Raw genomic sequence first — 22,899 nt, forward strand, 5'->3', positions numbered from 1 at the left:
TCAAGGCGCCGGCGCGGGGATGAAGCCGGAGGCGTGGAAGTAGCCGATGCACGCGTCGAGGAAGGCCGCGTCCACGGGCGGGCAGCTCAGCCCGCTGCCCAGGAGGTCGGCGTCGATCCGCTCGCGGCCGAGGGCCGGGAAGTGATCGGTCGTGCAGAGTTCCTCCAGCGTGAGGTCGCTCCCGGCGGCCAGGGTGGTGAACCGGGGCGCGAAGGGGGCGAAGGAGTGCCCCGGCCGCTGCGCCAGGTGCGCCTGCATCGCCTCGGTCCAGCGGTGGTAGCCGACGGTCTCGATCCGGTGGCCGTGGGCGCGCAGCCGCTCGACGAGGTCCTCCAGGAGCGCCTCCCGCGGGTTGACGTGGTGGTACGTCTGCCCTTGGGCCTCGTGGTGCGCGGCGAGGTGGGCGATGGAGGCGGCGACGTGGTCCACGGGGACGAAGTTCAGGGCCACGGGCAGGTCGGGCGCGAGGCCCAGCTCGGTGATGACCTTGAACAGTTCGCACAGGGCGGCCCCGCTGTCCCAGGTGTGGCTGAGGGAGTCGCCGGTGATCTCGTGCGGGCGGTGGACGGCGACGGGGAGCCCCGCCCGCGCGGCCTTGCGCAGGAGTTCCTCGGCGATCCACTTGCTTTCCGTGTAGCCCATGGAGAGCAGTTCGACGTGGTCGAGCGGGGTGTCCTCGGTGACCTCGCGCACCCCGGCCGCGCCGAACCCGTGCACCACACCGATGGTGGAGACGTAGTGCAGCGGTACGCCCCGGCGCGCCGCGAGCGCGATCAGCTCCCCGGTGCCGTCGACGTTGGCCGGGCGCAACTGCTCGTACGGGTAGAGGAAGTTGACGTCGGCCCCGCAGTGGTGGATGACGTCCGCGCGGGCGGCCTGCTCGTCGAATTCGGCGGTCGTCAGGCCGAGTCCTGGCTGCCCGAGGTCGCCGAGCAGCGGGTGGATCCGCGCGACGGGCAGCGGCCGGGTGATGCCGTGGCGGCGTTGCGCGCGGGCGATCCTGCGGTGGGCGTGCGCGAGGTCCCGGGCGCGGACGAGCAGGTGCAGTTCGGCGTCGGTGCGGTCGAGCAGCGCGCGCAGCAGGTGGGCGCCGAGGAAGCCGCTCGCCCCGGTGAGCAGGACGTGCCGGGGCACCCGCCAGTCGGGGCGGTCGTGCGCGGTGATCGGCACGGGGGTGACGCGCGGGACCGGCCGCTCCAGGTCGGCGAGCCAGCGGCGCGCGAGGGGCGCGCCGCGCGGGGTCGGCCGGTCGTGGACGGTGGCTTCGACGGCGACGATGAAGGCCTTGAGGGTGGGCTGGTTCAGCAGGTCGCCCACCAGCCGGTAGCTGTGCGCGCCCCCGATGCGCAGGGCGGCCTGGACGGTGTTGACGAGCTGGGCGGCGATCAGGGAGTTCCCGCCGCGGACGAAGAAGTCGTCGTCGGGGGCGTGCGCGACGCCCTGCGGCAGGGTCTGTTCCCAGATCCGGGTGACGAGGGCGGCGAGGCTCTCCTCGGGCGCGCCGGCCCCGGCGCCCGGGTCCTGCGCTCCGGCGCCGTTTCCCTCACCGACCTCGGAGACCGGGTCGGCGGACGCCCCGGCGGGCGCCGCCGAAGCGTCCGCGGCCGGGGTCAGCGCGAGCAGGGCGGCCCGGTCGACCTTGCCGTTCGCGGCCAGCGGGAGCCGGTCCAGCACCGTGATCGTCGCCGGGACCATGAAGGCGGGCAGCCGCTCGGCGAGGTGGGCGCGCAGCTCCCGTACCCCGGGGTGGCGGCCCGGGCGGGTCGCGGCGGCGTAGAGCGCGAGGTGGCGGGTGGCGCCGTCCTCGCGGGCGAGGACCACGGAGTCGGTGATCTGGGGGTGGGTGGCGACCGCGTCGCGGATCTCGTCGGGTTCGATCCGGAAACCGCGCACCTTGACCTGGTCGTCCCGGCGGCCGCGGAACTCCATGACCCCGTCCGCGCGGCGGCGTACGAAGTCACCGGTGCGGTAGTGGTTCCCGGATGCGGCGGCCCCTTCGGGGGGCAGGAAGCGGCGGGCGCTCTCGGCCGGGTTGTTGAGGTAGCCCGCGGCGACGGCCGGGCCGCCGATCCACAGCTCGCCCTCCTCCCCCGGCCCGGCGGGCGTGCCGTCGTCCCGCAGCACCAGGCAGTCGGTGTCGGCGATCGGGCGGCCGATGGGGATGCCGGTGGCGCCCTCGGGGACGGACTCCACCGTATGGGCGAGCGCGACGCAGGCGGTCTCGGTGGGGCCGTACGCGTTGATCAGCCGCTCCGGCCGCCCGTGTGCCAGCACGCGGCGGGCCGCGTCCGGACGCAGCGCCTCGCCGCCGGTGAGGACGTAGCGCAGGCCGGCGAAGGTCTCCGGGCGTTCGTGCGCGATGTGGTGGAACACGCTGGTGGTGGCGAAGAGCACGGTGATGCGCTGCTCGCGCAGGAAGGCGGCGAGGGCGTACGGGGCGAGCAGCAGCGTGGAATCGGCGGGGACCAGGCAGGCCCCGTTCAGCAGGGCGGGCCACATCTCCAGGACGGAGGCGTCGAAGGAGAGCGTCGCCGCGTGCAGCACCCGGTCGGTGGACCGGACGTCCAGGAATCCGTTGTCGACGGCGAGCCGGACCAGCCCGCGCTGCGGCACGGCCACGGCCTTGGGGCGCCCGGTGGTGCCGGAGGTGAACATGACGTACGCGGGCACGTCGGCCGAGGGCTCGAACGGGGCCGGGGGCGCCGCCCGTCCAGCGGCCAGGATCCGCCCGTAGTCCCAGGTGGGCGCGGTCTCCGGAGGCACCGAGCCGGCGCCGGGCAGCCGGACCACGGCGACGGCCGCCGCGTCCTCCAGCATGCCGGTCACCCGGGCTTCGGGCAGCGTCGGGTCGAGCGGCAGGTAGGTGGCCCCGGCGCACACCACGCCCAGCAGCGCCACGCAGGCCTGCGGGCCGCGCGAGCCCGCCACCGCGACCACCGCCCCGGAGGTGACTCCGAGGGCGCGCAGGCCGGACGCGAACTCAGCTACCAGGGAGGCGAGTTCGCCGTACGTGTAACGCGTGCCGCCGGGCTCGTCCACCGCGGGGCGCTCCGCGAACCGCCGGGCCCGCTCGAAGAACAGCTCCGCCACCGGCCGTGCGTTCACGCCCTCGTCCGCCCGGCCCGCCGGATCCACCGCTGTCTCGGTCATCGACGCTCCCCCTCTTCCTCAGGGACGAAAACGTATCCGTCGCTCGGTTTCGGGGAAGCGGGCCGACGACATCCGGCCATCGGGGAGGGTCAACACGGCGCGAACGCACCGGATCAGCGGAACATCTAAGCCAAGTCCCTGTCCCGGGCGGCCTCGACGACCCCGCACTCGTAGGCGGCGATGACCGCTTGCGCACGGTCGCGCACACCGAGTTTGCCGAAGATGTTGGTGATGTGGTTCTTGACGGTCGAACCGCTGATGTCCATCTCCCCGGCGATCTCGGCGTTGTCGAGCCCGGTGGCCATCAGCCGCCACACCTCGGCCTCGCGGGGCGTGAGGTCACCGACGTCCGGCGCCGGAACGGCCGGCCGCGCGGGCCGGACGGGGGCGGTCACGTAGGCGGAGAGCAGCCGGGTGAGCAGCCTCGGGGCGACGACGGCCTCGCCCGTGTGCACGGTGCGGACCGCGGCGAGCAGTTCCTCGGGGGAGACGTCCTTGGGCAGGAAACCGCAGGCACCGGCGCGCAGGGCGGCGACCACGTACTCGTCCAGGTCGAAGGTGCTCAGGGCGAGGACCCGGCAGCCGGGCAGTTCGGCGGCGATCCGCCCGGTGGCGCCGACGCCGTCGAGGACCGGCATCCGGATGTCCATCACGATGACGTCGGGGCGGTGGCGGTGGGCGAGGGCGACGGCCTCCTCGCCGTCGCCCGCCTCGGCGACGACCTGGACGGCGGGGTCGGGGCCGAGGATGAGCGCCAGACCGCGCCGGACGAGGGGCTGATCGTCGGCGATCAGGACCCGGATCGGGGCGGGTACCGGTGCCGGCGGTCGGCCCGTTGCGGCGTGGGCCGGCGTGCCCGGCCCTCCGCTCGGGTCCCCGCCCGTCTCCGCGCCCGGCCCTTCGTTCGTCCCCGCGCTCATCGGCGCGCCTCCTCTCGTACGGGCGCCCCCGAGGCGTCCCGCTCCACGGGCAGGTCCGCCGCCACCCGGAACCCGCCCTCGTCGAGCGTCCCGGCCTCCAGCGTGCCGCCCTGGAGCGCGACGCGTTCGCGCATGCCGATCAGGCCGTAGCCGGAGCCGGGCGCGCCCGCGCCGTCGTCGCGCACTTCGACGGTGATCCGGTCCGGGTGGTAGGCCAGCCGTACGGAGGCCCGCGCGTCCCCCGCGTGCTTGCGCGCGTTGGTGAGGCCCTCCTGGACGAGCCGGAACACGGTGAGGCCGACGGTCGGCGGCAGCGGGTACGGCTCGCCCCCCACGCTCAGTTCGGTGGGCAGCCCGGCCTGCCGGGACTCGGCGACGAGCCGCTCCAGGTCCTCGGCTCCGGGCTGCGGCGCCTCGGGGGCGTCCGCGCGGGCCGACGCGCCGGGCGGGTTCCGCCGCGCGTCCTGCGGCGGGTCGTCGGCCCGCAGGACGTCCAGGAGTTGGCGCATCTCGCTCAGGGCGAGCCGGCCGGAGTCCTCCAGGGTCACCAGGGCCTCGCGGGCCGCGTCGGGCGCGTGGGCGAGGTTGGCCCGGGCGCCGCCCGCCATCAGCTGCATGACGGTGATGTGGTGGGCCACGATGTCGTGCAACTCCCTTGCGATGCGGCGCCGTTCCTCGGCGACGGCCCGGTCGGCCAGCAGCCGGCGGTTGACGTCGACCTCCCGTTGCCAGCGGTTCACCAGTAGCGCGGCCGTGACGACGAGCACGGTGGAGGTCGTGTAGCCCAGCGCCGACCACGCCAGCGGCAGGCCGCCCACCGGGCCGAGCAGGGCCAGCGCCACGGTCGCCAGGCTCACTGCGAGCGTGACCGCCCGGCGTCCCGCCCGGACGACCGTGAACAGGGCCACGACGAGGCTGGTGTTGAGGCCCGGCGCGACGGGGACGCCCACCCGCAGCACGACTTCGAAGGCCATGACCACCGCGAAGACGACGACCGGGTAGCGGCGCCGCACGAGCAGCGGAAGCGCGGACGCCACGAGGAGCAGCATGCCGCCCGCCGTGGCGGGCCAGTCACCGGACTGCCGCGCCATGCCGTAGCCGATCAGGTCCGCCGCCACCACGCCGATGGTGACGAGCGCGTCCTCCCGCGTCCACGGCGGTGCGGCGGCCCGCGGGTCCGCCCCGCCCGCGCCGTCCCCACGGCCTGCGCCGCCCGCGCGGTCCGTGCGGCGTTCCCCGCTCCTATGGGCCTTCATCCGGTCCTCTCCCGGGGCCGCCGCCCACTCCTTCGATCCCGTGCCGGTGCGCCGCGACCACGCCGAGATCCCATTCTCGCACCGGGCCCGACCAGCGGACTCGGACCGTGGGGGGAGACGCGGACCAGGACCAGGGTCCTGGTCCACGGGCGCGGCCCGACCACGGTCCCCGTCCGCTTCTCATCCCGCGCCCCGACGACCCGCCCCCGCTCTCCTGATGGTCTGGATACGGCCCGGGAACCACCCCGGAGCCCCCGCTTCCCGCAGTACCGGAGGACTTCGTGATCCGCGCCCTGACCGGCTTCTCCACCAGGAACCCATGGAAGGTGATCGCCGTCTGGGCGGTGCTGGGCATCGCCCTCACCTTCCTGAACCAAGCCCTGGTCTACCGGGTCACCGGGGCCCAGCCGGGGGACTTCCTGCCCTCCACCTACGACTCGGCCGCCGCCCTGAAGGTCGCCGAGGAGCACTTCGGGGTGAAACCGGACGCGAACACCGTGACCGTGCTGGTCGCCCGCACCGACGGCGCGCCCCTGACCGGCGCGGACGAGCAGCGCATCGGCGCCGCCGCGCAGGAGCTGGGGCGGCGCCGGGTGGCCATGCCCCCGCCCGAGGACGACGCTCCGTCCTTCCTGCTCATCGACCACTCGCAGACCCCCGTGGTCGCGCCGGCGATGACCGCCCCGGACCGGAGCTTCCAGCTGCTCTCCGTCCGGCTGACCGGAAACTCCATGGACCCCGGCCTGCTGGACGTCTTCCGCGCCTTCCGCGCGGACGCCCGGGCCGCGTTCGCCGACGCGGGCATGCGCACCGGCTTCACCGGCGGCATCGCGTCGGCCACCGACACCACCGACGCCGGTGAGACGCGGACCAAGGTCGTGGGCGGCCTGACCACGGCGCTGATCGTGCTGCTCAACGTGCTGGTGTTCCGCAGCGTCCTGGCGGCCGTCCTGCCGCTGCTCGCGATCACCTTCATCGGCGGCGCGGCGGGCGGCGCCGTCACGGGCACCGCGATGCTGACCGGGATCAAGCTCGACGGATCGACCCCCAGCCTGATCGGGGTGGTGCTGCTGGGCATCGGGATCGACTACTTCCTGTTCCTGCTCTTCCGCTACCGCGAGCGGCTGCGCGAGCAGCCGGAGCACGACGCCCGCGCCGTGGCCGCCGAGGTCTCCGGCCGCGTCGGTACGGCGATCACCTCGGCGGCGCTGACCATCGTGGCCGCGTTCGCCACCCTCGGGATCGCCTCCTTCGGGCAGTTCCGGGTGCTCGGGCCGGCCATCGCCGTGTCGGTCCTGGTGATGCTCCTCGGCAGCCTGACGCTGATGCCGGCCATGCTGGCGATGGCGGGCCGGAAGATGTTCTGGCCCTCCCGGGCCCTGAAGCGCGCGCCGCGCGCGGGTACGGCCGGGCGGCTCGGCGATCTGGTGGCGCGGCGTCCGGTGGCCCTGGCCCTCGCCTCCGTGGCCCTGCTGGGCGCGTTGGCGACCGGTCTCGCCGGGATCGCCATGGACTACGGCCAGGGCGGCGGCGGCGAGAAGACCGCGGCGACCGCCACCGCGGACGAGATCGGCCGGGCGCTTCCGGCGGACGCGTGGGAACCGACCACCGTGTACGTCACCGCGCGGGACGGCGGAGCCCTCGCCCCCCAGCGGCTCGACGGCCTCTCCCGGGCGCTCGGCGCGGTCAAGGGCGTCGGCCGGGTCGGGCCGGTCACGCTGAACAAGGACCAGCGGGCCGCCCGCATCGACCTGTACCTGACCTCCGACCCGCAGACGCAGGCGGCCCGCGAGCTGGTCGCCGGGCCGGTGCGCGGCGCGGTCGCCGCGCACGCCCCCGAGGGGACCGTGGCCCATGTGGGCGGCACGGCCGCCGTGTTCGTGGACGTGGCCGAGGCCGTGGACCAGGACCTGCGGATCGTCTTCCCGGTGGCGGCCGCGCTGATCGCCCTGATCCTGGTCGTCCTGCTGCGCAGCCTGCTCGCGCCGGTGATCCTGATGATCTCCGTCGGACTCGGGTTCGCGGCGACGCTCGGCGCCTCCGCGCTGGTCTTCCAGCACGTGCTGGGCAAGCCCGGTGTCGCCTTCACCCTCCCGCTGGTGCTGTTCCTGTTCGTCGTCGCCCTCGGCACCGACTACAACATCCTGATCAGCGACCGGATCCGCGAGGAGATGGAGCGGCCCGGCCCGGCCCGGGCGGCGGTGGCGCGCGCCGTGCGGAGCACCGCGCCCGCGATCACCACGGCGGGCCTGGTCCTGGCGGGGTCCTTCGGCAGCCTCGCGGCCGCCCCCGACCCGGGCTCCCGCCAGGTCGGCTTCGCCACGGCCCTCGGCATCCTGCTCTCGGCGTCCGTCCTGTCCCTGGTCCTGGTGCCCGCGCTGGCGGCGCTCCTCGGCCGGGGCACCTGGTGGCCCGTACGGCCCGGGCGCACGAGGCGTCGTACGCAGGCGGCGGCCGACCCGTGGACCGCGCAGGAGCCGCCCCGCGTCCCGGTCTCCTGACCCCGGCACTCCCGCGCCCCGCGCGGGCCGCACGGTCCGGCCCTCCCAGGCCGGGCCGGTTCGGCCGGGTGCACGACCGGTCCGCTACGCGCGGAGGTTCAACTGCCAGGAGACGCCGAAGCGGTCGTTCACCCAGCCGAACCGGGCGCTGAAACCGTACGAGCCCAGCGGCATCAGCTCCGTGCCCTGCTCGGCCAGGGCCGCGTAGAGGCGGTCCAGCTCCGCCTCGTCGTCGCACTCGACGAAGAGCGACATCGCCGGAGTGAAGCCGAACTCGTGCTTCACGTGGCTGTCGATGCACATGAGCCGCTGTCCGGCGAGGGCGAAGGTGGCGTGCAGGACCGTGCCCTCCTCCCCGGGACCGTCCGCGCCGTAGCGGGTGATCTCGATGACTTCGGAGTCCTCGAACAGGGAGGCGTAGAAGGTGAGGGCCTCTTCCGCCCGGCCCTCGAACATCAGGAACGTGGTGATCTTCTGCTGCGTCGAGGCCATGGCGCGCCGTCCTCCGGTACAGGGGTGAGCCGTTCGAGCCCTTCGGCACCGAGGCTAGAACAAGCCTGTGACACCGGCCTCCGGTGAAACGCCCTCCCGGGGGTGCCGGTGCGGGAGGGCGGAGGGGGTCACTTCCCGTCGGTGATGTAGTAGTCGTTCTTGAGGTACTCCAGGGTGTAGCTGCCGAGGTCCTCCTCGGTGAAGGTGGCGGAGGACCGGACCGCTTCGAGCGGCATCTCGACCCGCTCGGGGCCGCGCACGACCACGCGGTCCGGGTCGACCGTCGCGGTGCGCAGGGCCGTCTTCTGCTCGGGCGAGATCATCTGGAACACGAGGACGTACGTCGACGTGCACGGCCCGAATCCCTTCTCCTCCGCCTTCTTCGCACCGGGTCCGGCCACCTCGCAGACCGTGGCGAGGTCCTCGCGGCCGAGGGCGTGCAGGTACTGCTCGTAGCGCGCGATCGCGCGCTCCTTCGTCGCCGGAGCGGGCTGGCTGCCGGTCGAGGCGGCCGACGGCTTCCCGGCGTCGGCGGACGCGGACGGCGTCGCCGTCGGCGCCTGTACGGGCGCGGAGGCGGTCGCGGAGGATTGCGACGGCTTCGCCCCCGCCTCCCCCTTCGCCTTGTCCGGCCCGCACGCGCCGGCCGTCAGCACCACGCAGACCGATACGGCCGCGGCCGCCATCGCCCTCGTCTTCATCAGGTTCCCTCCACCAGCCGACTACGACATCTAGGGTTCACGCAGGATCCGGAGCAACGGTTCCCGTCCTCCCCGGTGCGCTTCAGGCGCGGCGGACCCGCCACAGCCAGGTGGCCGTGCCGGCCAGCAGGGCGAGCGTCACCAGGTTGGCCACGAGAGCGGGGGCGTCGCCCGCCGGGCCGCCGTCGGACAGGTTCCAGGCGGCGATGACGGCGCTCGGCAGGACGGCGGTGAGCAGGACGCCGGTGGCCTTCTGTACGGCGACCCAGTGCACCGAAGTACACAGGAGCACGGCGCCGACGACGCGGAAGAGGACGCCGATCAGCGGCCCGGGCTGGTCGGGGAAGACCATCAGGAAGGGCAGCGAGAGGGTCAGCATGAGGAGGGGCACGAGGGGGTGCACCTTTCCGCGCCGGGCGGGCGCGGGCACGCCGTAACCCGCCGGGACGGGCGGGATCGCGGGGGTCGCGAAGGCGCCGGGTTCTGCGATTCCCGCCTCGGCCAGCGCGGTGGCCGCGATCGTACGGGGGTCGCCCAGCTCCTCCAGCACCTGGCCGATCGCGGCATCGGGCCGCTCGGCGCACGTCACCTCGATGTGCTCCGCGAGGTCGGCGAGGAGTTCCTGGCGGCGGTCGGCGGGCAGGGCGCGGGCCTCGCGCTCGACGGCGCGGAGGTAGTCGCGGACGCGGTCGTCGGAAGTCTTCATGCGGATCTCCGGTGGAGGCGGGGGGCGGCGGTCAGGCGGTCAGGCGGTCAGGCGGTCAGGCGGTCAGGCGGTCAGGCGGTCAGGCGGTCAGGAAGGCGTCGACGGCGTTGCGGAAGCCGGGCCAGACACGGGTGAACTCCTCCAGCGCGGCCCGGCCGCTGTCCGTGAGCGCGTAGTAGCGGCGGGGCGGACCCGAGGCGGACTCCTGCCAGGTGGTGGTGACGAGGTCGTCGCGGCGCAGCCGGGACAGCAGCGGGTAGACCGTGCCCTGGCTGGTGGCCAGGGCGCCGGAGGCCTCCAGCGCGTGGAGGAGTTCCACGCCGTAGCGGGGGCGGTCCCGCATGAGGGCGAGGACGCAGTACTCCAGGACGCCCTTGCGCAGTTGGGCGGCGGCCCGGGCCTGCTTGGTCGAATCACCTGGTTCCATGCGATGCAAGATACCTGGCGCGACAAGACCGGCGGGCAGGGGGGTCCCGGGGCGGGTCCCGGGTATAGGGAGGTCCATGGACGGCAAAGACTGGCTCATCCTGGCCGCGGTGGTCGCCGCGGCTCTCGCCATCGGTGCGGCGGTACTGCTCGTCAGGGTCTTCGCGGCGCGGCGGCTCCTGCTCGACGCCGGAGTCCCCCTGCGCGACAAGGCGCTGTTCTGGTTCGCCGTGGTGTACACCGTCTCCCCCGTCGACCTCATCCCCGATCCGGTCTACCTGGACGACATCGGGGTGCTGCTCCTGGCCCTTCGCTCCTTGTCCGCGGCCGCCGCGCGCCTGCCCGGTGGGGCGAAGGGGGCCGATCGCGGCGCGAACGCCTGAACAGGAGTCAGCGCCGTCCTTTACCGAATCAAAACGCTCCGGAGCGCGTCATAATCCAGCCCAAAGCGGGCAATCGGGGATAGCTTGGCCGTCGTCGAGATTCGTTACGCAGCCAATGCGGAGGTATCACGATTGCGCCTCACAGAAATGCGATTCCAGGAGCCGGCCAAAGCCCGACGATCCAGACGACCCGTCCACCGCCTTTCCCCGCCCGCCGTCGCCCTCGCGCTCATAATGTCGCTCGCCACCATGACGAGCCAGGCCCCACCCGCCCGGGCGGCATCGTCCTACGGCGCCAAAGCCGTGAAGATCGCGGCATCGAAGCGGGGCGCCCCCTACGCCTACGGGGCGACGGGCCCCAAGAGGTTCGACTGCTCCGGCCTCACCCTCTACGCCTTCCGCAAAGCCGGCCGCACGCTCCCCCGCACGGCCGAGCAGCAGTACGAGAGCACCCGGCGCATCTCCCGGTCCCAGCGCACGCCGGGCGACCTGGTCTTCTTCCCCGCCGGGGCCACCATGGGACACGTCGGCATCTACGCGGGCGACAACCACATCTGGCACGCCCCCCGCCCGGGCACGCGCGTCCGCCTGGAGCGGATCTGGCGCGAGGACGTCCGCTACACCCGCGCCAACTGAGCCGCGGCGCACCGTCGGCCCGCGCCCCCTTTCCGCGCCTTTCCGCGCCGCAGGTCAAGGATCTCCGCGCCGACGGCACACCACCGCACCCCACCCCTTCCTAGGCTCGACGACGTCCAGGGCCCTCCGCGGGCAAGGACGACAAACCCGTTCATACAACCGTATTGAACAAATGTCATAGACAATTGTATGGTCGCGTTGTCAGCCCGCACCGACCGAGGGGAACCCCCGATGTCCGTCCAGCCCGCCCGCAACGCCCTGACCCTCGACGGCCGCGTCCTGTCCTACCTCGACTTCGGCGGGACCGGCCGTCCGCTGCTCGCGCTGCACGGGCACCTGTCCGAGGGCTCCTCCTTCACGGACCTGGCCGCGGCCCTCGGCCCTGACTGGCGTGTCATCGCTCCCGACCAGCGCGGGCACGGCGACTCCGACCGCGCCGGGGACTACACGCGGGCCGGCTACCTCGCCGACCTCATAGCCCTGCTGGCCCACCTCGGCATCGAGCGGACCGTCGTGCTCGGCCATTCCCTCGGCGGGGTCAACGCATTCCACCTGGCCGCCGAACACCCCTCCCTGGTCGAGGCGTTCATCAATGTCGACGCTCCCGCGGACCTCCCCGACCACGGCGCCAGTCCGCTCGCCTTCGTGCTGGGCTTCCCCTATACGGCCGCGACCCGCGACGAACTCCTCGCCGCCTGCGGCCCCATGGCCCCCGCCGTCGCCCCGGGCCTGCGGCCGCTCGCCGACGGCACCGGCTGGCGGCTGCCGTTCCACCCGCAGGACACCGTCGACTCCGAGACCCTCGTCCACGGCGACCACTGGAAGCAGTGGCTCACCAGCACCTGCCCCGCCCTGCTCCTGCACGGCCTGCGCAGCCAGGCGCTGCCCACGCCGCAGGCCCTCGCCATGGCCGAGCGCCGCCCCACAACGGCCTACCGCGCCCTGGACACCGACCACTTCGTCCTCCAGGCCGACCCGCAGGGCAGCGCGGCCCTCGTCCGGGAGTTCCTCGCGGGCCTGTGAGCCGCGCCCCTCGCGGAACCACCGCCCGCCCGGGGCTGCCGGGCGGGCGGACCGTCGTGGGTCAGGTGCAGGTGACCAGGACGACGGAGAGCGCGGTGCAGGTGACGGCCGCGGCGTCATTGGCGGCGCGGGTGTCGGCGGGAGCGGAGGCCGTGCGGGCCGCGGTGACCTTGACCGGGCCGAGGGTCAGCAGGTGCAGCGGGACGCGGAACGTCCTGGTCTCGCTCGCGCCGTTCGCGAGGCTCCCGTACGCGCAGGTGACCGTGGCGGCCGCGCTCGTGCATCCGGCGGAGAGGCTGGTGGCGGAGGCTCCCGGCGGGAGCGTCGCCGTCAGGGTCGCGGAGGTGACCGCGCCGGGGCCGGTGTTGTGGGCGGTGAGGGTGTAGGTCAGGTAGGGCACCAGGATGCCGAGGTGCGGCTGGGCGGCGAGGCCGACGCCGATGTCGGCGAGCGGCGCGAGGTAGGTGTACCGGGCGGCCGCGCTCGCCGCACTGGTACCGCCGGACGTGGTGACCCGCACGTCCACGGTGCCCGCCGCCTGGGCGGGGACGGTGACGGTGCACGCGGTGGCGGTGCAGCTGACGCCGGTGGCCGGGGCGGCGCCGAAGGTGACGGCGGTGGCGCCGGTCAGGTGGGTACCGGTGAGCGTGACGGAGTTGCCGCCGCCCGCCGGGCCGGAGGCCGGGCTGATCGCGCTCACGGTCGGGGCCGCCTCCGCCACGCTCAGCACGTCGAGGGTCTCGCTGCCGTAGTTGACGACGTAGGCGAGGGTGCCGTCAGGGCTGAGGCCCGCGTCGACGGGGCCGCCGCCCACCGAGGTGGTGCCGGTGACGGTGCGGGACGCCGTGTCGAGGGCCGACAGGGTGTTGCTGCCGGCGTTGGGGACGTACGCGGTCCTCCCGTCGGGGCTGACCGCCGCGCCCCCGGGGTTGCCCCCGGTGGTGATCGTCCCGGTGACGGTGAGCGCGGCCGGGTCCACCACGGACACGAAGTCGTCGTTGCCGTGACTGACGTACACCGCTCCGGTGACGGGATTGACCGTGACCGCGAACGGCTGGTCGCTCAGCGGCACGTTGGCGGTCACGGTCAGGCTCGCGGTGTCGATGACGCCCAGCGTGTTGTCGCCGAGGTTGGTGACGTACGCGCGCGTGCCGTCGGGGCTGAAGGCGACGTCGCGCGCGTACGGGCCGACGGTGACCGACGCGGCGACGGTGTTGGTGGCGGTGTCCAGCACGCGGACCGACCCGTTGGGGTAGGCGGAGTCGACGACGTAGGCCCGCGTGCCCGCGGGGTTCACCGCCACCGTGAGCGGATCGTGGATCCCGGCGACGGTGGCCGTCACCGTGCCCGTGGCGGTGTCCACGACGCTGACCGTGGCGGCGCCGCGGTTGACGACGTACAGGTGCGCGCTGTCGGGCGTGACCGCGAGCCCGGCCGGGCCGTTGCCGACGCCGATGGCGGGGCCGGTGGTGTTGGTCGCAGTGTCCAGCACGGTGACGGTGTTGCCGGGCGTGCCCATGAAGACGCCGGAGTTGCTGACGTAGACGTGGCGGCCGTCCGGTGCCACGGCCACGTTCTCGGGGCCCGCGCCGAGCGGCACGCTCGCGATCACGGTCGGGGTGACGGCGGACGCCGGTGCGGTGACGACCACCTGGGCGGCCGCGACCGCGGGGGCGGCCGTCAGGCCGCCCAGAGCGGTCACCGCGAGGACGAACGCGGTGGTCACCGCCGCGCCGCGGCGCCGTCTGCGGATGGGGACGCGGATCGCGAGCGGGCGTAGCCGGTGGATCGAGGACGACACGATGGACCCCCCTACAGGAGCCGCGCACGACGGCGGAAGCGGAGGCCCCAGGAAACCGGCGGTGGCGCGGTCGCACAGGACGTCCCGCGCCGGTCGGCGTCAACCGCCGTTCGCGGACCACGGGCGCGTCCCTCGCACACCGTCGCGGCGCCCGGTGGACGGGCCCGCGACAGCCTTCCGATCCCGCCCGGCGACCGGGCCCGGCGGGTCCCCCACATGGTTCCAGCGGACGCTCCGCACCGTGCGGAACTTTCGTAGTTGTCCGTTTCGGATCAGGTGATGACCGGTTCGGTACGGACATGGGCGGCGCCGCCAGCGTGAGCCCGGGTCAGCCCCTCGCGGACCTCAGTCGGCCCACTCCGTCGGCGGCGGCCCGAACGCGCGACGACCGGCCCGCACGGCCAGTGCGGCGATCGCGGCGTTGGCTCCCCCGCCGATGACCGCGCCGATGCCGAAGGGGGCCACCCGCCCGAGCACGATGATGCCCTGCTTGGTCCCGTACTTCGTGACGAAGTTCCGCCCCAGGACCGCGTTGATCCGCCGCAGCGTCTCGACGGGCACCTTCGCGACCACCTGTCGCCCCCAGTGCTGCCCGGTGCGCTCGGCGACACCGGCGATGGTGGCGGAGCCGGAGCCGCCGAGCATGATCCCCATGACGATGGTCCGGCGCCGCTCGATCTCGTCGATGGCGACTCCGTGGACTTCGGCGAGCGAGAGCGCGAAGAGGGCGCTCAGCTCCAGGGACGAGAGCACCTCGCCCGCCGACAGGGCGAGGGCGACGGTCGTGCCCACCCCGGGCGCGGCCGCGCTGCCCCCCACCGCGGCGCCCGTCCCGGTCAGGGCGCTGACGTACATCCGCTCCAGCGTGCGGATGACCTGCTCCGGCGTCGCCTGCGGGTCGCGCTGGCGGGCCCGGGCAATGTTCTTGCGCACGAGCGGGGTCTGGAGGCCGATCGCCTTGTCCAGAACGTCCAGGACCCGCTGCCCGCGTCCCGCTGCCGCCGGTATCGGTCCGTCGTGGGCGTCCGTCGCCATGCAGTGCTCCCGAGGTCGTCGTGATGCCCCAACTGGGGGCTTCATTCGACCAGTCGAACGCACCCCGCGTCCGATGAATCCGCAAGCCGGGGCCGCCGGACCTGCGGCGCGGCGCGGCGCGGCGTCGGACCGCGGTCCGCGGGTGACGCATGGCCGGACCGGCTCCGGGCAGGCGCCGGTCAGACCGAAGCCCTGACCGAAGCGGAGACCGAAGCGGAGACCGAGCATGTCCCGTCCACCCGGTGGTTACGAATCGTATTGGATGCGCACGACCGGAACCCCCCATCCCTCGCTCTCCGGCGACATCACCGTGGACGTCGCCGTGGTGGGCGCGGGAATCGCGGGGATCAGCACGGCCTGGGAGCTGGCCCGCAGCGGACTGTCGGTCGCCCTCGTCGAGGCGGACCGCGTCGCCGCGGGCGTCACGGGCTACACCACGGCGAAGCTCTCCAGCCAGCACGGCATGCTCTACGCGCAGCTGCGGAAGTCCTTCGGCGCCGAGGGAGCCCGGCTGTACGCCCGCTCGCAGCAGGAGGCCGTCGAGCAGGTCGCCCGGGTCGCGGAAGAGCTGGGGATCGACTGCGACCTCGAACACCGGCCCAGCCACGTGTACGCCCGGTCCCCCGAGGCGGTCGACGACCTCCGGGCGGAGGCCGAGGCGGCCCGGGACGCGGGGCTGCCCGCGTCGTTCGTGACCGGTACGGACCTGCCCTATCCGGTGGCCGGCGCCGTCAGGATGGAGCGGCAGGCGCAGTTCCACCCCCGCAAGTACCTCCTGGGTCTGGTCGCCGACCTGACCGCCCTCGGCGCGCAGGTCTACGAGCGCACCCGCGTGGTCTCCCTCGACGAAGGCACACCGTGCCGCCTCACCACGGAGGCGGGGCACGAGATCACCGCCCGGGACGTGGTCGTGGCCACCCACTACCCGGTCTTCGACCGGGCCCTGCTCTTCTCCCGGCTCGAACCCCACCGCGAGCTGGTCGTCGCGGCCGAGATCCCGGCGGACCGGGACCCGCAGGGCACCTACGTCACCTCCGAGGACAACACCCGCTCGGTGCGAACCGCCCCCTACGGCGAAGGCCGCCGCCTGCTCATCGTCACGGGCGAGAAGTTCAAGCCGGGCACCGCGGACGTGACGCAGCGGTACGACACGCTCGCCGCCTGGACCCGGGAGCACTTCCCGGAGGCCCGGTTCACCCACCGGTGGGCGGCCCAGGACAACACCACCACGGACCGGGTGCCGTACGTGGGCCGCTTCCACCCCGGCGCGGAGCACGTCTACGTGGCGACCGGCTTCGGGGGCTGGGGCATGAGCGGCGGTGTGATGTCCGGGCGGCTGCTGGCCGCGCACATCACGGGGCAGGAGCTGCCCTGGACCGGCCTGTACGACCCCCGGCGCCTGCACCCGCGCGAGGCCGGCTCCCTGCTCAAGATCCAGGCATCGGCCGTCAAACACTTCGTCGGTGACCGCCTGAAGCCCTCGCACGTCGACGGCGTCGACGAGATCCGGCCCGGCACGGGCGCCGTGACGCGGATCGAGGGCCGCCGGTGCGCGGTCTACCGGGACGAGGCGGGAAAGGTCCACTCGGTCTCCGCCCGGTGCACCCACCTCGGCTGCCTCGTCCACTTCAACGACGCCGAGACCGCCTGGGAGTGCCCCTGCCACGGCTCCCGCTTCGCCCCCGACGGCGCCGTGCTTCAGGGCCCGGCCACCCGGCCCCTCGAACCCCGCCCGCTGCCCGAAGCCGACGCCTGACCGCCGGCCCCGCCCGCGCGGGCGGGGCCGGCTCCGGCCGCGGATCGGGGGTATGACGGGGCGGGCCGCGGGCAGGCGGACCGTATGGCCCTCTTCGTCGGTACGTCGGGATGGCAGTACCGGGACTGGTCCGGCGTGTTCTACCCGCCGGACCGGCCCCAGCGGCTGTGGCTGGAGGAGTACGCGCGGCACTTCACCACGGTGGAGGTCAACAACGCCTTCTACCGGCTGCCGTCGCCCGAGACCTTCGCCCAGTGGCGGGCCCGCACTCCCCCCGGTTTCGTCATCGCCGTGAAGGCGAGCCGCTTCCTGACCCACGTCAAACGCCTGCGCGAGCCGGCGGAGCCGGTGCTGCGGCTGATGACGCACGCCGCGTCCCTGGGCGACCGGCTGGGCCCGGTGCTCCTCCAGCTGCCGCCGACCCTGCGGGCGGACCCGGCCGCGCTGGACGCGTGCCTGGCCTGCTTCCCCGCGGGCACGCGCGTCGCCGTCGAGCCGCGCCACGCGTCGTGGTGGACCGAGGAGGTCCGCGCGGTGCTCACGGCCCGGGGCGCGGCCCTGTGCTGGGCCGACCGCGGTTCGCGCCCGCTGACCCCGCTGTGGCGGACCGCGGACTGGGCGTACGTGCGCTTCCACGAGGGCGCAGCCCGTCCGTGGCCCCGCTACGGGCGGACGGCGCTGCGCAGCTGGGCGGACCGCATCGGGGACACCTGGCCGCGGGAGGCGGACGTATACGCCTACTTCAACAACGACCCCGGCGGCGCGGCGGTCGTCGACGCCCGGGCCTTCCTCCGGCTCGTGCCGGGCCGGGTGAGCGGATGACCGGCGGGGCGGGGGCCGCCGTCTGAGGCGTCAGCGCCGCGGGGGCAGGGGGTGCAGCGTCACGTCCCGGACCTGCCCGTCCGCGACCGTCAGCGTCATGAACGTGCAGTGGGGCTGACGCCTGCGGTCCGTGGGCGAGCCCGGGTTGAGCAGGCGCAGGCTGCCCGCGGTGGTGTCCCACGGGATGTGGCTGTGGCCGAACACCAGGACGTCCGCGTCCGGGAACCGCTCCGCACACCGCCGCTCCCTCCCCGTGGCCGCCCCCGTCTCGTGCACGACCGCGAAGCGCACCCCTTCCAGCTCCGCGCGCGCGACTTCCGGAAGCCTGCCGCGCAGTCCGGGGCCGTCGTTGTTCCCGTACACGCCGATCAGCCGCCGGGACCGGGCACCCAGCAGGTCGAGCGTGGCTTCGTCGACCCAGTCCCCGGCGTGGACGACGGCGTCGGCGTCGTCGGCAGCGGCCAGGAGGGCGTCCGGGAGGGCCTTGGCGCGGGTGGGCAGGTGGGTGTCCGAAGTCAGCAGGAGCCGCATGCGGTCCACGGTAGGGCGCCGCGCCCGCGTGCGCCGCGAGGGGCGCGGCCGTCTGCGCTGCGGAGCTACACGGACCGCGGCAGGCGCCTGCGGCGCACGGTCAGGACCGTGGGCAGGTGGCGCCGCAGGGCCGCCCTGGCCGCGTTGGCGCCGGGTGCGCCGTGTACGCCGCCGCCCGGGTGCGCGGAGGCCGAGGCGAGGAAGAGGCCCTTGACGGGCGTTTCGGGACGTCCGTTGCCCGGGACGGGCCGGAAGACGAGCTGCTGGTGCAGCGCGGCCGTGCCGCCGTTGATCGCCCCGTCCCGCAGATTGGCGTCCATGGCCTCCATCGTGGGAGGGGCCAGCAGCCGGCGGCCCACGATGCGCGCGCGGAAGCCGGGGGCGTAGCGCTCGACGACCTCCTCCATGCGGTCGGCCATCGCCTCGCACTCGCCGGCCGTCCAGCGCCCGGTCAGGCCCTGGCCGCCCGCGTCGCCCTTGATCCGGTGCGGCAGGTGCGTGTAGGCCCAGGCGGATTCCGTGCCCGCCGGGGACCGGGTCGCGTCGGCGGCGGTCATCTGGCCCACGATGAGGAAGGGGTCCTCGGGTACGAGCCCCGTGGCGATCCGGGCGGCGGACGCGGTCAGGCCGTCGACGCCGTCGGCCAGGTGGACCGTGCCGGCGGTCGCCGCTTCCGGGGCCGTCCACGGCACGCGGGAGTCCAGGGCCCAGTCCACCTTGAAGGTGGCGAAGTCCCACTGGAAGCGGCGCAGGTCCTTCAGGACGCTGTCGGGGAGGTGCTCCTCGCCGACCAGCGAGCCGTACAGGGCGGGCGCCGACACGTCGGCCAGGACGGCCCGCCGGGCCGGAACGCCCTCCCCCGTGGCCGTCCGGACGCCGACGGCCCTGCCGCCCCGTACGACGACCTCGACGACCGGCGTGCCGCAGCGGACCGCGCCGCCCCGGCGCTCCAGGCGCCGGACCAGGGCGGCCGTGAGCTGCCCGGCGCCGCCGGCCGGGACGGGGAAGCCGTGGTGCTGGCCGAGCATCGACATGAGCCATCCGTACCCGCCGCTGCCCGCCGCCTCGGGGGGCAGATCCGCGTGCAGGGCGTTGCCCGCGAGGAGGAGGCCGCCCGCCTCGGCCCGGAAGTCCTCCTCGCCCAGCCGGCGCACGGGCAGCAGGAGCTTGCGTACGAGCGCCAGCCCGCCGGCCCGCCGTACGCCGTCCAGGAGCCGGGCGGCGGGCACCACGGGCGGGAAGGGCGTGAACAGGGCCCGGATGATGTCGGGGCCGAGCCGGTCCCAGACGGCACACAGGTCCGTCCACGCGGCGCCGTCCCCGGCCGCGAACCGGTCCAGTCCCGCGGCCGTGTCGTGCGGCAGCCGGTCGAGCACCGCGCACCGGCCGTCGGCCAGCGGGTGGGCGAGCACGCGGGGAGCGTGGCTCCAGGCGAGGCCCTCGCGGTCCAGGCCCAGGGAGGCGATGACGGGCGAGGCGGCGGCCAGCGGATAGAAGGCGCTGAACACGTCGCTGACGTAGTCGGGGTGCACACCGCGGTCACTGCGGACGGCTCCTCCCGGCTCGGGCTGTGCTTCGAGGACCTCCACGCTCCAGCCGGCGTCGGCGAGCAGATTGGCGGCGACCAGGCCGTTGGGCCCGGCTCCGATCACGATGGCGTCGGGCATCGCTTCTCCCCTCGTCCTCAGGTCCGTACGTGCGCGCCCGCTCCGGCGCGGTCCTCGACGACGCGGGCGAGCCGCTTGAGCATGTCGCGGTGGCGCAGCTGGATCAGCGCGTCGAGCGCGGCGTTGTGCAGGGCGCCACCCAGCCCGCGCAGGGGGTGCTCGTCCACGATGACCAGGGACTCCGTGCCCCAGGGCCGGACCTCGATGGCCACCCGGGCGGTGCCGACGGGTCCGCTGTCGACCTCCAGCTCCAGTTCGTGGGGGGCCTCCACCCGCCGGACGGCCGTGGTGCCCGACAGCTTCCACGGTCCGATCCTGACCGTGTACTCGAGGTCCGAACCGAGCTCGGGCCAGTGGCCGCGGCCGACCCGGGACTCGCTGGTGCCGACGACCCAGGCGGCGTAGCTGGAGGGGTCGGCGAGGACGTCCCACACCTCGTGCGGGGCGGCGTGGATGAGGCGGTGTCGTACGGCCATGGTCACTCCCGGGGCGCAGGGACGGGTCAGGGTCGGGGCCGGTGCGTCATGCGGGGCGTCTGCCCGGCCGGGCCGCCCCTACACCGCCGACGCCCGCGCGCCGGGGGCGGTCTTTTATCCTGCCACGCGGTGGGCGTCAAGTCCCGAATGTCCGGAACGTGACCGGGGTGGTCGCGGCAGGGCTTACTGGTGACACGGAAAGAGACGGAAAACCTCGCCGGAGGAACTCCTCCTCACCGGATAACCGAAAAGCTTTCAAGGCCACCGGAATATCCGGGGCCGGAATTCCTTCCTTTACACCCCTTCACTTCATTCGCTTGATTCGCCTTAGGAGTAGGTCATGAACCGTAAGACGCGTACCAACAACGTTGTCCGTTCCAACCGTCGTGGTTTCCGTGTGGCGACGCTGGTCGCTTCGGCGGCGATGGTGTCGGGAGGGCTGCTGATTCCGGCGTCGATGGCTTCGGCGGCTCCGATGCCCGCTCATGTGGCGGCGGCTTTCCCCTCGGCCGGTGGTGCTGGTGGGGATGGCGGTGAGGGCGGGGGCGGCCTGATCGGCGGGGGTGGCGGTTCCGGTGGTTCCGGTGGCGCCAGTGTCACCGGTGTCGGCGGTAACGGTGGTAATGGTGGCAAGGGTGGGACGGGTGTCCTGTCCGGTGGTGGGGGTGGCGGTGGCGGTGGTGGCGGCGAGGGTGTCATCGGCGGCAACGGTGGTACCGGTGGTGACGGTGGTGGCGGTCTGTTCGGCGGCAGCGCCGGCAACGGTGGTGGCGGTGGTGACGGCAAGCTGCAGGGCGGTAACGGCGGCAAGGGCGGTCACGGCGGCAACGGTGTCTTCCAGGGCGGTAACGGAGGCAAGGGCGGCAAGGGCGGCAAGGGCATCTTCGGCGGCGTCGGCGGCGGGGGTGGCGCCGGAGGCAGCAGCATCTTCTAAGCCCGGCACACCCCAGCAGTGCCAGTAGTCCCCACGGGTGGAGGCCTCCGGGCCTCCACCCCCCAGCACCACCCCACCCCCCTCCTCCCGCGAATTCGGAGATTCCCATGTTCACCAGCTCCTGGCAGCGTCCGCTCGTCCTGGCGGCGGCTTCGCTGGCATTCGTGACCGGCACGGCGTGCGCCGCGCAGGCGGCTCAGACCCACACCCCCGCTCTCACGCTCGGGGCGGGCGCCCACTGCACCCCAGGCGGCGCCGGCGGTGCGGGAGGCGAAGGCGGTGAGGGCGGCAAGGGCGGCTCCGGCGGGAAGCCGGGTCAGCCCGGACAGCCCGGCAAGCCCGGCTCCGTCGGCTGCCTCTCCTTCAAGGACCTGCCCGACAAGCCCAAGGACGAACTGACCGTCGTGGACCGGGTCCGCATCGTGGTGACCCTGCTGGCCGACGACTCCAAGGACAACCAGGAGAAGATCGCCAAGAAGTACAAGATCACCACCGAACAGCTCGACACCTGGAAGAAGAACTACCTCGACGGCGACTGGCTCGCCCTCACCACCGGTGTCTAGTGCGGTGTCCGGCAGGCGTCCTTGTCCGCCGACGGGCGCCGTGCCACCCTCCGAAGCCGGTGCGGGACTGCGCCGCCCCGCGCCGCCCGCACGGAGGACACATGCCCCAGGACGTCGAGTTCCACCTGCCCTTCCCGGTCGCCCTCAGCCCCGACCTGGAGGCGGCGCGGCAGCGGAACCTGGCGTGGGTCGCGGAGACCGGGCTGGTCGGCGAGGGCCGCTCGCTGCGGTGGTACGCGTCGTGGGACATGCCCCGCCTGGCCGCCCTGGGCTTTCCCTGTGCCCGGGGCACCGCGCTGGACCTGTGCGCGGACGCGATGGCGTTCTTCTTCGTCTTCGACGACCAGTTCGACGGAGCCCTGGGCCTCGATCCGGCCCGGTCCGCGGCGGTGTGCCAGAGGCTGATCGACATCGTCCACGGCGCTCGTCCCGGCGCCGGCGCGGACGGGTGCTCGACGGCGTTCGCCGACCTCTGGGCGCGCTGCGCCGACGGCGCCGGTCCCGGCTGGACCGCGCGGTGCGCGCAGGCATGGGAGTACTACTTCGCCACCCAGGCCCACGAGGCCGTGGGCCGCCTCCGCGGGACACCCGGCGACCGGGAGACCTACCTCCAGGTCCGCCGCGGCATCGCGGGCACCGACCTGCCGCTCTGCCTGGGCGAGAGGGCCGCCGGCATCACCGTTCCCCCGGCCGCCTTCCACAGCCCGCAGCTGCGGATCATGCGCCGGGCCGCCATCGACATCACGTTCATGTGCAACGACGTCTACTCCCTCGAAAAGGAGGAGGCGCGCGGCGACATGGACAATCTCGTCCTCGTCATCGAGCACGAACGGCGCTGTACGCGCGCGGAGGCCGTCGAAGAGGCACGCGCCGAAGTCCACCGGCTCGTCGCACGGTTCGTGGAACTGGCCCCCCAGGTCCCCGGGCTGTGTTCCCAACTCGGTCTGGACGCCGGGGAACGGGCCGCGGTGGAGGCGTACGTCGAGATCATGGGCGCGTGGATGAGCGGCTACCACGCCTGGCAGACCCGGACCCACCGCTACACGGACGCGCCCCGGGTCCGGCCCCCCACCGGGCCCGGCCACTTCGACCAGGTGCTCGGGGCGCCGTGAGCCCGCGC

At 74.0% G+C, this 22,899-nt stretch carries 21 protein-coding genes; 9 read left to right on the plus strand and 12 right to left on the minus strand.

Annotation, left to right across the window (positions count from 1 at the left end):
* The 3 genes from AC0693_RS15590 to AC0693_RS15600 all read right to left on the minus strand — a co-directional run bounded on the left by AC0693_RS15590 (position 1) and on the right by AC0693_RS15600 (position 5,326).
* Entirely contained in the window at positions 1-3,150 is a 3,150-nt protein-coding gene (locus AC0693_RS15590) for an amino acid adenylation domain-containing protein (RefSeq protein WP_478802087.1), read from the minus strand.
* A 125-nt stretch (positions 3,151-3,275) separates the two neighbouring features.
* Positions 3,276-4,070 carry a response regulator gene (locus AC0693_RS15595; RefSeq protein ID WP_478740032.1) on the minus strand — a complete coding sequence of 265 codons (795 nt, stop codon included), beginning with the start codon at positions 4,068-4,070 and terminating at the stop codon, positions 3,276-3,278.
* Positions 4,067-5,326 carry a sensor histidine kinase gene (locus AC0693_RS15600; protein ID WP_478802088.1) on the minus strand — a complete coding sequence of 420 codons (1,260 nt, stop codon included), beginning with the start codon at positions 5,324-5,326 and terminating at the stop codon, positions 4,067-4,069. The genes AC0693_RS15595 and AC0693_RS15600 overlap by 4 nt, the downstream gene beginning before the upstream one ends.
* Positions 5,327-5,607: 281 nt before the next feature.
* Between AC0693_RS15600 and AC0693_RS15605 the strand changes: the two genes are divergently transcribed.
* Positions 5,608-7,827, plus strand: a complete 2,220-nt coding sequence (locus AC0693_RS15605) for an MMPL family transporter (protein WP_478802089.1) — start codon at positions 5,608-5,610, stop codon at positions 7,825-7,827.
* Between the two features lie 84 nt (positions 7,828-7,911).
* Here AC0693_RS15605 and AC0693_RS15610 read toward each other — a convergent pair whose 3' ends face one another.
* The 4 genes from AC0693_RS15610 to AC0693_RS15625 form a co-directional block, all read right to left on the minus strand.
* Positions 7,912-8,319, minus strand: coding sequence for a VOC family protein (locus tag AC0693_RS15610; RefSeq protein WP_478802090.1), 408 nt, complete (start codon positions 8,317-8,319; stop codon positions 7,912-7,914).
* Between the two features lie 128 nt (positions 8,320-8,447).
* Positions 8,448-9,020, minus strand: a complete 573-nt coding sequence (locus AC0693_RS15615; protein ID WP_469317292.1) for a hypothetical protein — start codon at positions 9,018-9,020, stop codon at positions 8,448-8,450.
* Between the two features lie 82 nt (positions 9,021-9,102).
* Positions 9,103-9,726 (minus strand): HAAS signaling domain-containing protein, encoded by a 624-nt coding sequence (locus AC0693_RS15620; RefSeq protein WP_478802091.1) that lies wholly within the window; start codon positions 9,724-9,726, stop codon positions 9,103-9,105.
* A 79-nt stretch (positions 9,727-9,805) separates the two neighbouring features.
* Positions 9,806-10,153 carry a PadR family transcriptional regulator gene (locus AC0693_RS15625; protein ID WP_478802092.1) on the minus strand — a complete coding sequence of 116 codons (348 nt, stop codon included), beginning with the start codon at positions 10,151-10,153 and terminating at the stop codon, positions 9,806-9,808.
* 76 nt (positions 10,154-10,229) lie between these two features.
* Here AC0693_RS15625 and AC0693_RS15630 point away from each other — a divergent pair, with 76 nt between their 5' ends.
* The 3 genes from AC0693_RS15630 to AC0693_RS15640 all read left to right on the plus strand — a co-directional run bounded on the left by AC0693_RS15630 (position 10,230) and on the right by AC0693_RS15640 (position 12,194).
* The gene (locus AC0693_RS15630; RefSeq protein WP_478802093.1) at positions 10,230-10,535 is read left to right on the plus strand and encodes a YkvA family protein; all 306 of its coding nucleotides are present in this window, start codon (positions 10,230-10,232) and stop codon (positions 10,533-10,535) included.
* A 249-nt stretch (positions 10,536-10,784) separates the two neighbouring features.
* Positions 10,785-11,171, plus strand: coding sequence for a C40 family peptidase (locus AC0693_RS15635; protein ID WP_356410506.1), 387 nt, complete (start codon positions 10,785-10,787; stop codon positions 11,169-11,171).
* 231 nt (positions 11,172-11,402) lie between these two features.
* Positions 11,403-12,194, plus strand: coding sequence for an alpha/beta fold hydrolase (locus AC0693_RS15640; RefSeq protein ID WP_478740020.1), 792 nt, complete (start codon positions 11,403-11,405; stop codon positions 12,192-12,194).
* Between the two features lie 61 nt (positions 12,195-12,255).
* Here the strand turns inward: AC0693_RS15640 and AC0693_RS15645 are convergent, their stop codons facing one another.
* Positions 12,256-13,995, minus strand: a complete 1,740-nt coding sequence (locus tag AC0693_RS15645; protein WP_478802094.1) for a YVTN family beta-propeller repeat protein — start codon at positions 13,993-13,995, stop codon at positions 12,256-12,258.
* Between the two features lie 345 nt (positions 13,996-14,340).
* Positions 14,341-15,030, minus strand: a complete 690-nt coding sequence (locus tag AC0693_RS15650) for a hypothetical protein (RefSeq protein WP_469317297.1) — start codon at positions 15,028-15,030, stop codon at positions 14,341-14,343.
* Positions 15,031-15,256: 226 nt separating this feature from the next.
* Here AC0693_RS15650 and AC0693_RS15655 point away from each other — a divergent pair, with 226 nt between their 5' ends.
* Positions 15,257-16,786, plus strand: coding sequence for an FAD-dependent oxidoreductase (locus AC0693_RS15655; RefSeq protein ID WP_478740016.1), 1,530 nt, complete (start codon positions 15,257-15,259; stop codon positions 16,784-16,786).
* Between the two features lie 84 nt (positions 16,787-16,870).
* Positions 16,871-17,608, plus strand: a complete 738-nt coding sequence (locus tag AC0693_RS15660; protein ID WP_478802095.1) for a DUF72 domain-containing protein — start codon at positions 16,871-16,873, stop codon at positions 17,606-17,608.
* 30 nt (positions 17,609-17,638) lie between these two features.
* Here AC0693_RS15660 and AC0693_RS15665 read toward each other — a convergent pair whose 3' ends face one another.
* The 3 genes from AC0693_RS15665 to AC0693_RS15675 form a co-directional block, all read right to left on the minus strand.
* Positions 17,639-18,139, minus strand: coding sequence for a metallophosphoesterase family protein (locus AC0693_RS15665; protein WP_478802096.1), 501 nt, complete (start codon positions 18,137-18,139; stop codon positions 17,639-17,641).
* 65 nt (positions 18,140-18,204) lie between these two features.
* Complete coding sequence (locus AC0693_RS15670) at positions 18,205-19,806, minus strand: phytoene desaturase family protein (protein ID WP_478802097.1); 1,602 nt, start codon at positions 19,804-19,806, stop codon at positions 18,205-18,207.
* A gap of 17 nt (positions 19,807-19,823) precedes the next feature.
* Positions 19,824-20,282: an SRPBCC family protein gene (locus tag AC0693_RS15675; RefSeq protein WP_468465661.1), complete on the minus strand. Its 459-nt coding sequence runs from the start codon at positions 20,280-20,282 to the stop codon at positions 19,824-19,826.
* A 340-nt stretch (positions 20,283-20,622) separates the two neighbouring features.
* Here AC0693_RS15675 and AC0693_RS15680 point away from each other — a divergent pair, with 340 nt between their 5' ends.
* From AC0693_RS15680 to AC0693_RS15690, 3 genes are all read left to right on the plus strand, one after another.
* Complete coding sequence (locus AC0693_RS15680; protein ID WP_469340330.1) at positions 20,623-21,216, plus strand: hypothetical protein; 594 nt, start codon at positions 20,623-20,625, stop codon at positions 21,214-21,216.
* Positions 21,217-21,323: 107 nt separating this feature from the next.
* On the plus strand, positions 21,324-21,779 hold the full coding sequence (locus AC0693_RS15685; RefSeq protein WP_478802098.1) for a hypothetical protein: 456 nt from the start codon (positions 21,324-21,326) through the stop codon (positions 21,777-21,779).
* A gap of 101 nt (positions 21,780-21,880) precedes the next feature.
* A complete protein-coding gene (locus AC0693_RS15690; RefSeq protein WP_478802099.1) occupies positions 21,881-22,891 on the plus strand; it encodes a terpene synthase family protein in 1,011 nt (336 codons plus the stop codon).
* The last annotated feature ends 8 nt before the right edge of the window (positions 22,892-22,899 follow it).

Source organism: Streptomyces sp. NPDC043876 (assembly GCF_056435825.1).